The following is an 11,723-nucleotide window of genomic DNA, read 5'->3' as shown; positions in this document are numbered from 1 at the left end:
ACGCTCTTCACCTCTGATTAGTAAGCAAATAAAAGTAATAGCCAGAGTAAAGAGACTGAGTTCATGGCAAAGAAATAGGCTACATAGCTTTTGGGAGTACTTGGTGTTGATATATCAGCAATAACAATAATTACCACTGAAATAATAAGATTAACGATGGATAAAACGATAAATAAAAGAATAACCATAGCGGCAGCGGCAAGGGCTGCATAGGCCGGTCCACTGTTCATCATTGCTAAAAGTAATAATATCCAAGGGTAAATAGAAATCACGGTGGTGATTTTTTTATGTTTCTGGTAATTACGTTGGTTTTCTTTTTCATTGTTAACCTTTATCTTTTGGAGTGGTTCTCTAATATAATTAGCTATATTGTTCTGTTTGAATGTGCTTAATATATTATAAACATTAATATCATCCAGACTGGCGCTATTGAATTCATGTAAAAGAAATATGATATTGCACTATTTCTTATCCGTTGTGTTGAGTGTTTTGCATTAATAATGATGATTGTTGAAATGATTAAGTTGGCTATGGATGATAAAAAGTTAACCTTCAAATAGCCGAAAAATGCTGCAACGCCATTATTCGTTAAGTGCACCAGCAGTAAGCAAAACCAGGGATACAATGCAATAAATGTTGAAATGCATCCTATGTTTCTGACCAGCCAATTGCCTTTCTTTTCCATAATAAGTATATATCCTTATGTATTATTATACTTTAAAGAGTTAATGCTATAGTCATTATGATTATTATTGCCATAAAAGCATAAGAATTATCCATGATGCTGAAATCGAATTCATGGCGAGAAAATAAGTAGGCGAGCCTTTGGTGAGCGGAGGTTTTGATTTCTTGGCAGAGATGATAATGATTGATGATATAATTAAATTAAGAACAGATAAAATTATGCTTAAAAAGAATATGGCCACAACTTCACCTATCGCCGCATAACCGCTTATGGGATGCTGATAGCAATCCAAAATTAATGCAATAATAATAACCCACGGGTAAATTGATACTGTGAAAGTTATTTTCTTTATATGTCTGACTAGCCAATTAGGTTTCTTTTCCATAATTATACCTGTCCTTGATGGCGCTTTTTAACTATTCTTACCGGAAATACATCGTAATTTGCTGTTAAGTATAAAGATATAGCCAAAGCGGTAACATGGTGTTCATTGCGCAGAAATAGATTTTTAGCCTTCTCGGTTTTAGCAATGTAAAAACACTCATGCATCCGATAGTGATAAGCGAAAGCGTAAGGTTAATAATCGATAATAAAGTGATAAGAGCCAGTAGATGTAATCCATCTTCCGTAAAATTGTCGGGGGTGAGACTCTGATTAATATGTACTATCAATATTATTAACCATGGATATATAGCAATGGTGGAAACAACCTTCCGCGATCGACTAGTAATCCAATTATCAGATTTAGGCATTATCCATCATGTTTATAAATAATGTTCTGGGATTTCATTCGTTAGGGGGGATCATAGCGTTGATGCAGTGATAAAGATATACATCGACATTAAACCAGGAATAAAGCCCGGATGCTGGAAATGTATCACTGATGTGGCGGTGATAGAACAAAATTACTGTTCTGAAGGCGTGGGATATGCCTATTTGCAGTCGGGTAGCCCGGATAAGGCGCAAGCCGCTATCCGGGGGAGTATCCGTCAGCCGAGGTCAGCCATCAACACCTTCGAACGACGCTGATAGTTGTACATCTGTTTTTTACTCTCCGGTAGCAAATCAATATCCACCGGGGTAAAGCCGCGTTCCTGGAACCAGTGAATACTGCGGGTGGTCAACACGAATAGCTTGCTGAGCCCCATCTGCTTCGCCTGGGCGGCGATACGGCTCAGCAGTACCTCGCCGCGTGACGAACTACGGTAATCCGGGTGCACCGCTACGCAGGCCATTTCGCCGATTTTCTCTTCCGGGAACGGATAGAGCGCGGCGCAGGCGATTGTGGTGTTGTCGCGCTGAATAATGGTGAATTTATCTATCTCCATCTCCAATTGTTCGCGCGAACGACGCACCAGAATGCCTTGCTGCTCCAGCGGGCTGATAAGATCGAGGATGCCGCCGATATCGTTAATGGTTGCCCGGCGGATCTGCTCGGCGCTTTCCATGACGATCTGCGTACCGATACCGTCACGTGAGAACAGCTCCTGCAGTAGCGCGCCATCTTCCTGATAGCTAATTAAATGGCAGCGGCGCACGCCGCTGCGGCAGGCTTTCACCGCCCCGCGCAGGAAGCGTACGGTACCGGAATTATAGTCTTCTTCCGCTTCCAGCTCCTCTACCCGCGCCTGCGCCTCGTTAGGGAACAGCTCGGAAACGATCTCGCCATGCTGGTCGTAGACCCCCTGCGACGAGCAGAAGCCGATCATCTTTTCAGCTTTCAGCTTTACCGCCAGCTGGGTGGCAATCTCTTCCGATGTGAGGTTAAAGCTCTCGCCGGTGACGGATACCGCGACCGGGCCCATGAGCACGATTGCGCCGCTGTCCAGCTGGCGATGAATGGCTTCTTCATCGATGCGGCGAATACGGCCGCTGTGGCAGTAATCCACGCCATCATCGACGCCAAGAGGTTGAGCAATAATAAAATTGCCGCTCACCACGTTGATATGCGCCCCCTGCAGGGGCGTATTGCCGAGGCTCATCGACAGGCGGGCGGTAATTTCTAACTGCAGCATACCGGCGGCCTGCTTAACCAGCTCAAGGGTTTTGGCGTCGGTGACGCGGGTCTGCTTGTGATAAACCGGCTCGTGGTGATGTTCCGCGAGATTGGCGTCAATCTGCGGGCGGGCGCCATAGACCACCACCAGGCGAATACCGAGGCTGTGCAATAAGCCAATGTCATTGACTATGCTGGAAAAGTTATCGTGCTCGATGGCTTCTCCGCCCAGCATGATGACAAACGTTTTTCCCCGGTGCGCGTTTATATAGGGAACAGAATGGCGGAATCCCTCGACCAGTTCAGTGCGACGCTCCTTCACCATGACAAACCCTCAATGCATGATTATTCGTAATAAGTGTATTTTTATTCTGTTTTGCTTCGTGGCGCAACCCCTAATTTGTCACTAATTTGCGAAAACATTGTGACAAAACCTTGGGTGTCAAAGTTTGTTTACCCTTTTATAGATGACAGGTTATGCGGCTTTGGTTAAAGTTTCTGGTCAATCTGTTCATTTTGGCTTCAAACACGTTTTTTTGCTTGGGAGTGGCATGTCGGGATACAAGTCGGGATTAAGCCGCCGTCGTTTTTTACAAGGGGCGGGCGCCATGTGGTTAATGAGTGTGAGTCCGGTCGGTTTGGCCGCCGCGCAGGTAGTCGCGGTGCGTATCTGGCCGTCGTCGACTTACACCCGCGTCACGGTGGAATCCAATCATGTACTGAAATATCGGCAGTTTGCGTTAAGCAATCCTGAGCGAGTGGTGGTTGATATTGAAGGCGTTAACCTGAATTCGGTTCTGAAAGGGATGGGCGGGCAGATCCGCGACGACGACCCGTATATCAAATCCGCGCGCGTGGGCCAGTTCGACCCGCAAACCGTGCGGATGGTGTTTGAACTGAAACAAAACGTCAAACCGCAGCTGTTTGCGCTGGCGCCGGTCGCCGGTTTTAAAGAGCGTCTGGTGATGGACCTTTATCCCTCTACGGCCACCGATGTGCAGGATCCGCTACTGGCGTTACTGGAAGATTACAACAAAGGCGATCTGGAACGTCAGGTACCGCCGGCAGAGAGCGGGCCGCAGCCGGGGAAAGCCGGGCGCGATCGTCCTATCGTTATCATGCTCGATCCCGGCCACGGTGGTGAAGACTCCGGCGCGATTGGTAAATACCGTACTCGTGAGAAAGACGTGGTGCTGCAGATTGCCCGTCGATTGCGCGCGCTCATTGAGCGTGAAGGCAATATGAAGGTCTTTATGACCCGTAACGAAGACGTGTTTATTCCATTGAAGGTGCGTGTCGCCAAGGCGCAGAAGCAGCGTGCCGACCTGTTCGTTTCGATTCACGCCGACGCCTTTACCAGCCGTCAGCCGAGCGGCTCTTCGGTGTTCGCGCTCTCGACCAAGGGCGCGACCAGTACCGCCGCAAAATACCTCGCGCAAACGCAGAACGCCTCGGACTTAATCGGCGGCGTCAGCAAGAGCGGCGATCGTTACGTCGATCACACCATGTTCGATATGGTGCAGTCATTGACCATCGCCGACAGCCTGAAATTTGGTAAAGCGGTGCTGCAAAAAATGGGCAATATTAATAAGCTGCATAAAAATCAGGTGGAGCAGGCGGGCTTTGCGGTGCTGAAGGCGCCGGATATCCCTTCGATTCTGGTCGAAACGGCCTTTATCAGTAACGTCGAAGAAGAGCGTAAACTGAAGACCGCGAAATTCCAGCAGGAAGTGGCGGAGTCGATTCTGGCGGGGATCAAAGCCTACTTTGCCGATGGGGCGACGTTGGCCAGACGCGGATAAAAAAATAGCGCCTTCGGGCGCTTTTTTTGTAGCGGTATTTACGGATGGCAGAAACAAAAAAACACCCTTTAGGGTGTTCAATGTGTTGGTTGCGGGGGCCGGATTTGAACCGACGACCTTCGGGTTATGAGCCCGACGAGCTACCAGGCTGCTCCACCCCGCGTCCGTCTTTACTCTTCCATCGAGTAAATTTGCTTCTGATTGTAATTGGTTGCGGGGGCCGGATTTGAACCGACGACCTTCGGGTTATGAGCCCGACGAGCTACCAGGCTGCTCCACCCCGCGTCCGCGTCTACTCTTCCATCGAGTAGATTTACTTCAGATTTTAATTGGTTGCGGGGGCCGGATTTGAACCGACGACCTTCGGGTTATGAGCCCGACGAGCTACCAGGCTGCTCCACCCCGCGTCCGTGGAAGCGCACTATACTCCGCTAGCGTTCTGATGCAACCTTTTTTCGTAGAAATCGTCAATTTTGTAAGGAGTGGCGGCGAAATAGACAGTGACGGGCGGATTTTTACACAATTTGGGCTGCGGCGCGCTTTCGCGCATTTCATTAGCCGCATGGGTTTGTTATCTTCATCACGCACTAAGGCTTAGCAGCAATAAAGAAGAGATACCATGAAAGGACGTTGGGCAAAATATGTAGCGACGGGGGCAATGCTGGCGATGCTCGCCGCCTGTTCCTCGAAACCGACCGATCGCGGTCAGCAATATAGTGATGGCAAGTTTACCCAGCCGTTTTCATTGGTAAACCAACCTGATGCGGTCGGCGCGCCGATTAACGCCGGTGACTTCTCTCAGCAGGTTGGTCAGATTCGTAGCGCCTCTCCGCGTCTCTATAATAGCCAGAGCAGCGTTTATAACGCGATTCAGGAGTGGCTGCGTTCCGGCGGCGATACCCGCACGTTACGCCAGTTTGGTATTGATGCCTGGCAGATGCAGGGGGCCGATAACTACGGCAACGTGCAGTTTACCGGCTACTACACCCCGGTCGTGCAGGCCCGCCACACTCGCCAGGGCGAGTTCCAGTATCCTATTTACCGTATGCCGCCGAAAAACGGCAAACTGCCTTCCCGCGCCAGCATTTATGCCGGAGCGCTAAGCGATAACTACGTGCTGGCCTACAGCAACTCGCTGATGGATAACTTCATCATGGACGTTCAGGGCAGCGGCTATATCGACTTTGGCGACGGTTCGCCGCTTAATTTCTTCAGCTACGCCGGGAAAAACGGCTGGCCTTACCGTAGCATCGGTAAAGTGCTTATCGACCGCGGCGAAGTGAAGCGGGAAGATATGTCGATGCAGGCGATCCGTGAATGGGGCGAAAAGCATAGCGAAGCGGAAGTCCGCGAGCTGCTGGAACAGAACCCCTCTTTCGTCTTCTTTAAACCGCAGTCCTACGCGCCGGTGAAAGGAGCGAGCGCGGTACCGTTGATTGGCCGCGCGTCGGTCGCCTCTGACCGTTCGATTATTCCGCCGGGAACCACCTTGCTGGCCGAGGTGCCTCTGCTGGATAATAACGGTAAGTTTAACGGTCAATACGAGCTACGCCTGATGGTGGCGCTGGATGTCGGCGGGGCGATTAAAGGCCAGCACTTCGATATCTACCAGGGCATCGGCCCGGATGCGGGTCATCGCGCCGGTTGGTATAACCACTATGGCCGCGTGTGGGTACTGAAAAACGCGCCAGGCGCCGGTAGCGTCTTTAGCGGTTAACGTTTAAACGTCCGTATGTTTCTAACCCGGATCCGCGCAACGCGCCGGTCCGGGGTCTCCACTTTATTCTGAGGTTTTATGTCTGTAGTAATCAGCGATGCCTGGCGCCAGCGGTTTGGCGGCACGGCGCGTTTATATGGCGAAAAGGCGCTGCAGTGTTTTGCCGAGGCGCATGTTTGCGTGGTCGGGATCGGCGGCGTCGGTTCATGGGCGGCGGAAGCGCTGGCGCGAACCGGGATTGGCGCGATTACGCTGATTGATATGGATGATGTCTGCGTCACCAATACCAATCGCCAAATCCACGCCCTTGGCGGCAACGTTGGGCTGGCGAAAGCGGAAGTGATGGCCGAGCGTATACGTCTCATTAACCCGGAGTGCCGGGTTACGGTTATCGATGATTTCATCACGCCGGAGAACGTAGCGGAATACCTCGGAGCGGGCTTTAGCTATGTTATCGATGCTATCGATAGCGTCAGGCCAAAAGCGGCGCTGATCGCCTGGTGCCGGCGTTATAAAGTCCCATTGGTCACGACCGGCGGAGCCGGCGGGCAAATTGATCCGACGCAGATCCAGGTCGCCGATTTGGCGAAAACAATTCAGGATCCGCTGGCGGCGAAACTGCGTGAGCGGCTGAAAAGCCAGTTCGGCGTAGTGAAGAACAGTAAAGGAAAGCTGGGCGTCGATTGCGTCTTCTCGACCGAAGCGTTGGTTTATCCGCAGGCGGATGGCAGCGTATGCGCAATGAAAAGCACGGCGGAAGGGCCGAAGCGGATGGATTGCGCCTCCGGTTTTGGCGCGGCGACTATGGTGACGGCGACCTTTGGTTTTGTCGCCGTATCCCATGCGTTGAAGAAGATGTTGGCAAAAGCGCAGCGTCAGGGGGAATAGCCCGGCAGGCGTTTCCCCGGACGGCGCAGAACCGTAGCCCGGCTCAGCGTAGCGCAAGCCGGGGAGACGGCGTTTGAATTAGTTCTCGCGGGCGGCGGCGAGCACCGCGTCGCTTAGCGCCTGCAGCCCCTGACTGCGTGAAGCGCTAAGCTGCCCGCGCAAACCCAGCTCATCGAATAGCGCCAACGGATCTTTCGCTAAAATCTCAGCGGCGCTTTTTCCTTCGCAGGCGGCTAACAGCACCGCCAGCAGGCCGCGCACGATACGCCCTTCGCTATCGCCAAAGAAGCGCATCTTGCCCTCGGCATCAACCTGATACCCCAGCCAGACGCGGTTTTCGCAGCCCGCAATCTCTTTCGCCTGCGTCCGCTGGGCGTCCGTTAATGGCGGCAGTTTCTTACCCACTAAAATCAACTGGCGGTACTTATCTTCCCACTGAGTCAGCGGGGCGAAGGTCTGGCGCAGCGTCGCTTCGCTGAGCGCGGCGCTTAAAGGTTGGGAAGTCATCATTAATCCACCAGTATTTCCAGCGCGCGGTCGATAGCGTGTACCAGCGCATAGACATCATCTTGCGTATTGTACGGCGCGAATGAGGCGCGCAGCGTACCGCTGACGCCTAATGCCGCCAGTAGCGGCTGCGCGCAATGTTGCCCGGCGCGTAGCGCAATGCCGGACTCCGCCAGCAGCGTAACCATATCGCTATGGTGTACACCCTTGAAATCAAAGGCCAGCAGGCTCGAATCCTGACAGCGGAACGAACGAAAACCGGGCCGCTTTGCCAGCTCGTCTTCCGCAAGCGTCGCCAGGCTACGGCTCCAGTTTTCCGCCTGTGCAAGATCGATTTCCTGCAGCCATTCCAGCGCGGCGCTGAGGCCGATAACGCCGGCGACGTTGGGCGTCCCGGCTTCAAGCCGCCAGGGGGCGGGCTGGGTTTTAAAACCATCGAATGAGACTTCAGTAATCATTTTGCCGCCGCCGAGCCATGGCGACATTTCCGCCAGCAGGTCGCTTTTGCCATACAGCGCGCCAATACCCGTTGGGCCATACAGCTTGTGGGCGGAGAAGGCATAAAAATCGATATCCAGCGCCTGCACGTCAGCCGGGAAGTGCACCGCGCCCTGCGCGCCGTCAACCATCACTATCATTCCCGCCTGATGGGCGAGAGCAATGGCACGCTGCAGGTCGGGGCAGCCGCCGGTGACGTTAGACATCTGGCCAATCGCCAGCACCCGGCTGCGTGAAGAGATAAGCGAAGGGAGTTGCGCGACATTCGGCAGACGATCGGCGCCCAGCGGCAGCTTGACCACCCGCGCGCCGGTTTGTTCGGCAACCATCAGCCACGGTACCAGGTTGGCGTGGTGTTCGGCTTCGCTGACGATTATCTCATCGCCAGGATGCAGGCGCGGGCGCACGTAACTCTGCGCGACCATATTGATGGCTTCGGTGGTGCCGCGGGTCCAGACGATATCTTTGCCGGAAGGCGCGTTAAGCCAGTTGGCGACGCGTTCGCGCGCCGCCTCGTAGCGCTCGGTAAGATGCTGGGCGGCGGCAAACTGGCTGCGGTGGACGTTGCCGGCGCTCAGGCGATAAAACTGGTCGCTGGCATCGATCACGGCCAGCGGTTTTAGCGCCGTCGCCGCGCTATCCAGGTAGACGCCGGCATCCGCCAGGGCTGGAAACTGGGCGCGGAAATGGGCGGGATTGAATGCGTTCATGGAATTCCTCATATCGATATCACGATCGTCGCGCAAATTCCCCATTAGGGCAAGGCTGGTGATAGCGAGGAGGCGGGGAGAACGGTGATTTTTCGGCAAAAAAAAGCACCGCGCATTGCGGTGCTACATTAAATCACTATGGACAGACAGGGTAAATGTACAGGAAGTGAAAAGGTAGCCTTGCTACCATGGTCTGCAAACCCAGACCAATTGCAAACACAACAACACAACATCACAACCGTAAGCCAAAAGCTTGTTGGAACACGCATTCCAAAAAAAGCTTTTCGTTCCGGCTCAGGAAGTGCCGCCACTATAGGTATTTGCTGGTAGAACCTCAACGGACAATTTATAATGGCTCAGATAAAAAAAACTAATAGGTTAACTGTTGTTTCCTATTTGTTAAAACTCGTTAACATCTCAGTCAGAATAACCATGTCGAAGCGATTACCACCTCTGAATGCATTACGTGTTTTTGATGCAGCCGCACGTCATCTGAGCTTCACTCGCGCAGCCGATGAGCTTTTTGTGACGCAGGCCGCAGTAAGTCACCAAATCAAGTCACTAGAGGACTTTCTGGGCCTGAAGCTGTTTCGTCGACGCAATCGCTCGCTGCTGTTAACGGAAGAGGGGCAAAGCTATTTTCAGGATATTAAAGAGATTTTTTCGCAGCTCACCGAAGCGACGCGTAAACTGCAGGCGCGCAGCGCGAAAGGGGCGCTAACTGTTAGTTTATTGCCCAGTTTCGCCATTCAGTGGCTGGTGCCGCGACTCTCAAGCTTTAACTCAGCTTATCCGGGGATCGATGTGCGGATCCAGGCGGTGGACCGTCAGGAAGACAAACTGGCCGACGACGTCGACGTGGCGATTTTCTATGGCCGCGGCAACTGGCCGGGGCTACGTGTTGAAAAACTGTACGCCGAATATTTACTGCCGGTTTGTTCGCCGTTGTTGTTAACCGGTGACAAAGCGTTGAAAACGCCTGCCGATCTGGCGCAACATACGCTGTTACATGATGCGTCTCGCCGCGACTGGCAAACTTATACCCGGCAACTGGGTCTAAATCATATCAATGTGCAACAGGGACCGATATTCAGCCACAGCGCGATGGTGCTGCAGGCGGCAATCCATGGACAAGGCGTCGCACTGGCCAATAACGTTATGGCCCAGTCCGAAATTGAAGCAGGCCGTTTGGTCTGCCCGTTTAATGATGTTCTGGTCAGTAAGAACGCGTTTTACCTTGTTTGTCATGACAGTCAGGCTGAACTGGGTAAAATAGCCGCTTTCCGCCAGTGGATTTTAGCGAAGGCGGCGAGCGAACAAGAAAAATTCCGCTTTCGTTACGAACAATAACGGCCTGATGACCAGGCGTTAACTGACTTTGTAGGGTATCAACATGACCAGCCGTTTTATGCTGATTTTTGCCGCCATCAGCGGCTTTATCTTTGTGGCTCTGGGCGCCTTTGGCGCACACGTATTAAGTAAATCGCTGGGTGCGGCCGAAATGGCCTGGATCCACACCGGCCTTGAGTATCAGGCGTTTCATACGCTGGCGATTTTAGGCCTGTCTGTCGCCATGCAGCGGCGGATAAGCATCTGGTTTTACTGGAGCAGCGTGTTTTTGGCGCTGGGAACCGTGTTGTTCAGCGGCAGCTTATATTGCCTGGCGCTGTCGCATTTACGCCTGTGGGCGTTCGTTACCCCGGTTGGCGGCGTCTGCTTCCTTGCCGGTTGGGTATTAATGTTAATTGGTGCAATTCGTCTGAAACGTAAGGGCGTTGTTCATGAATAAGGTTGTCCTCTATTGTCGCCCCGGGTTTGAGAAAGAGTGCGCAGCAGAAATTACCGATAAGGCAGCCCGCCTTGAGGTATTTGGTTTTGCCCGGGTCAAAGACGACTCCGGCTATGTGATTTTTGAGTGCTATCAACAGGGCGATGGCGAGAAGCTGGTGCGCGATCTACCGTTTAGCTCGCTGATTTTCGCGCGCCAGATGTTCGTCGTTGGCGAACTGCTGCGCGACCTGCCGCCGGAAGACCGCATCACGCCGATCGTCGGCATGCTGCAGGGCGTGGTGGAAAAGGGCGGCGATCTGCGCGTTGAGGTCGCGGATACCAATGAAAGCAAAGAGCTGATGAAGTTCTGCCGCAAGTTCACGGTGCCACTGCGCGCGGCGCTGCGTGAAGCCGGCGTGCTGACTAACTATGAAACGCCGAAGCGTCCGGTGGTGCACGTGTTCTTTATCGCACCCGGCTGTTGCTATACCGGCTACTCCTTTAGCAATAACAACTCGCCGTTTTATATGGGGATCCCGCGCCTGAAGTTCCCTTCCGATGCGCCGAGCCGTTCGACGCTGAAGCTGGAAGAGGCATTTCACGTCTTCATTCCGGCGGATGAGTGGGACGAGCGTCTGGCGAATGGCATGTACGCGGTGGATCTCGGCGCCTGCCCGGGCGGCTGGACCTATCAGCTGGTGAAGCGCAACATGTGGGTCTCTTCGGTCGATAACGGCCCGATGGCGCAGAGCCTGATGGATACCGGACAGGTGACCTGGCTGCGTGAAGATGGCTTCCGCTATCGTCCGAACCGCAACAACATCTCGTGGATGGTGTGCGACATGGTTGAGAAACCGGCGAAGGTGGCGGCGTTAATGGCGCAGTGGCTGGTGAACGGCTGGTGTCGCGAGACCATTTTTAACCTCAAGCTGCCGATGAAAAAGCGCTATGAAGAGGTGTCGCAAAACCTGGCCTATATTCAGGCGCAGCTTGATGAGCACGGTATTAACGCGCAGATTCAGGCCCGTCAGCTGTATCACGACCGTGAAGAAGTGACCGTACACGTGCGTCGCCTGTGGGCGGCGGTCGGCGGCCGCCGCGACGAGCGCTAATTAGCGCTCAGCAGCCCCGGCCACGCATCAGCGCGGCC

The 11,723-nt window shown here is 53.2% G+C and carries 11 protein-coding genes and 3 tRNA genes; 6 read left to right on the top strand and 8 right to left on the bottom strand.

Features of this window, described 5'->3' with window-relative positions; all coding sequences use genetic code 11:
- Positions 1-17 precede the first annotated feature (17 nt).
- The 3 genes from ACSEMK_RS06285 to argA form a co-directional block, all read right to left on the bottom strand.
- The gene (locus ACSEMK_RS06285) at positions 18-272 is read right to left on the bottom strand and encodes a hypothetical protein (RefSeq protein ID WP_411325219.1); all 255 of its coding nucleotides are present in this window, start codon (positions 270-272) and stop codon (positions 18-20) included.
- A 477-nt stretch (positions 273-749) separates the two neighbouring features.
- Positions 750-1,070, bottom strand: coding sequence for a hypothetical protein (locus ACSEMK_RS06280; RefSeq protein ID WP_308958584.1), 321 nt, complete (start codon positions 1,068-1,070; stop codon positions 750-752).
- A 604-nt stretch (positions 1,071-1,674) separates the two neighbouring features.
- Positions 1,675-3,006 (bottom strand): amino-acid N-acetyltransferase, encoded by a 1,332-nt coding sequence (gene argA / locus ACSEMK_RS06275; RefSeq protein ID WP_015369939.1) that lies wholly within the window; start codon positions 3,004-3,006, stop codon positions 1,675-1,677.
- A gap of 226 nt (positions 3,007-3,232) precedes the next feature.
- Between argA and amiC the strand changes: the two genes are divergently transcribed.
- On the top strand, positions 3,233-4,483 hold the full coding sequence (amiC, locus tag ACSEMK_RS06270; RefSeq protein ID WP_113372955.1) for an N-acetylmuramoyl-L-alanine amidase AmiC: 1,251 nt from the start codon (positions 3,233-3,235) through the stop codon (positions 4,481-4,483).
- 86 nt (positions 4,484-4,569) lie between these two features.
- On the opposite strand, the gene ACSEMK_RS06265 is transcribed toward amiC, so the two are convergent.
- The 3 genes from ACSEMK_RS06265 to ACSEMK_RS06255 all read right to left on the bottom strand — a co-directional run bounded on the left by ACSEMK_RS06265 (position 4,570) and on the right by ACSEMK_RS06255 (position 4,890).
- Positions 4,570-4,646 (bottom strand) — tRNA-Met (locus ACSEMK_RS06265).
- Positions 4,647-4,691: 45 nt separating this feature from the next.
- Positions 4,692-4,768, bottom strand: a tRNA-Met gene (locus tag ACSEMK_RS06260).
- A gap of 45 nt (positions 4,769-4,813) precedes the next feature.
- A tRNA-Met gene (locus ACSEMK_RS06255) sits at positions 4,814-4,890 on the bottom strand.
- A gap of 212 nt (positions 4,891-5,102) precedes the next feature.
- On the opposite strand from ACSEMK_RS06255, the gene mltA reads away from it, so the two are divergent.
- Entirely contained in the window at positions 5,103-6,200 is a 1,098-nt protein-coding gene (gene mltA, locus ACSEMK_RS06250; protein ID WP_045377497.1) for a murein transglycosylase A, read from the top strand.
- Between the two features lie 78 nt (positions 6,201-6,278).
- Positions 6,279-7,088, top strand: a complete 810-nt coding sequence (tcdA, locus tag ACSEMK_RS06245; RefSeq protein ID WP_072382456.1) for a tRNA cyclic N6-threonylcarbamoyladenosine(37) synthase TcdA — start codon at positions 6,279-6,281, stop codon at positions 7,086-7,088.
- Between the two features lie 78 nt (positions 7,089-7,166).
- Here tcdA and csdE read toward each other — a convergent pair whose 3' ends face one another.
- A complete protein-coding gene (gene csdE / locus ACSEMK_RS06240; RefSeq protein ID WP_430914648.1) occupies positions 7,167-7,598 on the bottom strand; it encodes a cysteine desulfurase sulfur acceptor subunit CsdE in 432 nt (143 codons plus the stop codon).
- Positions 7,598-8,803, bottom strand: coding sequence for a cysteine desulfurase CsdA (csdA, locus tag ACSEMK_RS06235; protein ID WP_430914647.1), 1,206 nt, complete (start codon positions 8,801-8,803; stop codon positions 7,598-7,600). The genes csdE and csdA overlap by 1 nt, the downstream gene beginning before the upstream one ends.
- A 432-nt stretch (positions 8,804-9,235) precedes the next feature.
- Between csdA and gcvA the strand changes: the two genes are divergently transcribed.
- The 3 genes from gcvA to rlmM are packed head-to-tail and all read left to right on the top strand — an operon-like array spanning position 9,236 to position 11,685.
- Positions 9,236-10,153: a glycine cleavage system transcriptional regulator GcvA gene (gene gcvA, locus ACSEMK_RS06230; RefSeq protein WP_015369945.1), complete on the top strand. Its 918-nt coding sequence runs from the start codon at positions 9,236-9,238 to the stop codon at positions 10,151-10,153.
- Between the two features lie 43 nt (positions 10,154-10,196).
- Positions 10,197-10,592, top strand: coding sequence for a DUF423 domain-containing protein (locus ACSEMK_RS06225; protein ID WP_015369946.1), 396 nt, complete (start codon positions 10,197-10,199; stop codon positions 10,590-10,592).
- Positions 10,585-11,685, top strand: a complete 1,101-nt coding sequence (rlmM, locus tag ACSEMK_RS06220) for a 23S rRNA (cytidine(2498)-2'-O)-methyltransferase RlmM (protein ID WP_015369947.1) — start codon at positions 10,585-10,587, stop codon at positions 11,683-11,685. Before ACSEMK_RS06225 ends, rlmM begins: the two co-directional genes overlap by 8 nt.
- Positions 11,686-11,723 lie beyond the last annotated feature (38 nt).

The sequence above is a fragment of the Klebsiella sp. K-3 genome (assembly GCF_051207495.1).
Classification (GTDB): Bacteria; Pseudomonadota; Gammaproteobacteria; order Enterobacterales; family Enterobacteriaceae; genus Klebsiella; species Klebsiella aerogenes.
The sequence above is the reverse complement of the archived record's forward strand: the minus strand, read 5'-3'. Positions and strand labels throughout refer to the sequence as shown.

Coding starts and splice junctions, on each gene's coding strand:
- ACSEMK_RS06280 (WP_308958584.1), bottom strand. CDS start 1,070: ATGGAAAAGAAACCTAATTGGCTAGTCAGACATATAAAGAAAATAACT.
- argA (WP_015369939.1), bottom strand. CDS start 3,006: ATGGTGAAGGAGCGTCGCACTGAACTGGTCGAGGGATTCCGCCATTCT.
- amiC (WP_113372955.1), top strand. CDS start 3,233: ATGTCGGGATACAAGTCGGGATTAAGCCGCCGTCGTTTTTTACAAGGG.
- mltA (WP_045377497.1), top strand. CDS start 5,103: ATGAAAGGACGTTGGGCAAAATATGTAGCGACGGGGGCAATGCTGGCG.
- tcdA (WP_072382456.1), top strand. CDS start 6,279: ATGTCTGTAGTAATCAGCGATGCCTGGCGCCAGCGGTTTGGCGGCACG.
- csdE (WP_430914648.1), bottom strand. CDS start 7,598: ATGATGACTTCCCAACCTTTAAGCGCCGCGCTCAGCGAAGCGACGCTG.
- csdA (WP_430914647.1), bottom strand. CDS start 8,803: ATGAACGCATTCAATCCCGCCCATTTCCGCGCCCAGTTTCCAGCCCTG.
- gcvA (WP_015369945.1), top strand. CDS start 9,236: ATGTCGAAGCGATTACCACCTCTGAATGCATTACGTGTTTTTGATGCA.
- ACSEMK_RS06225 (WP_015369946.1), top strand. CDS start 10,197: ATGACCAGCCGTTTTATGCTGATTTTTGCCGCCATCAGCGGCTTTATC.
- rlmM (WP_015369947.1), top strand. CDS start 10,585: ATGAATAAGGTTGTCCTCTATTGTCGCCCCGGGTTTGAGAAAGAGTGC.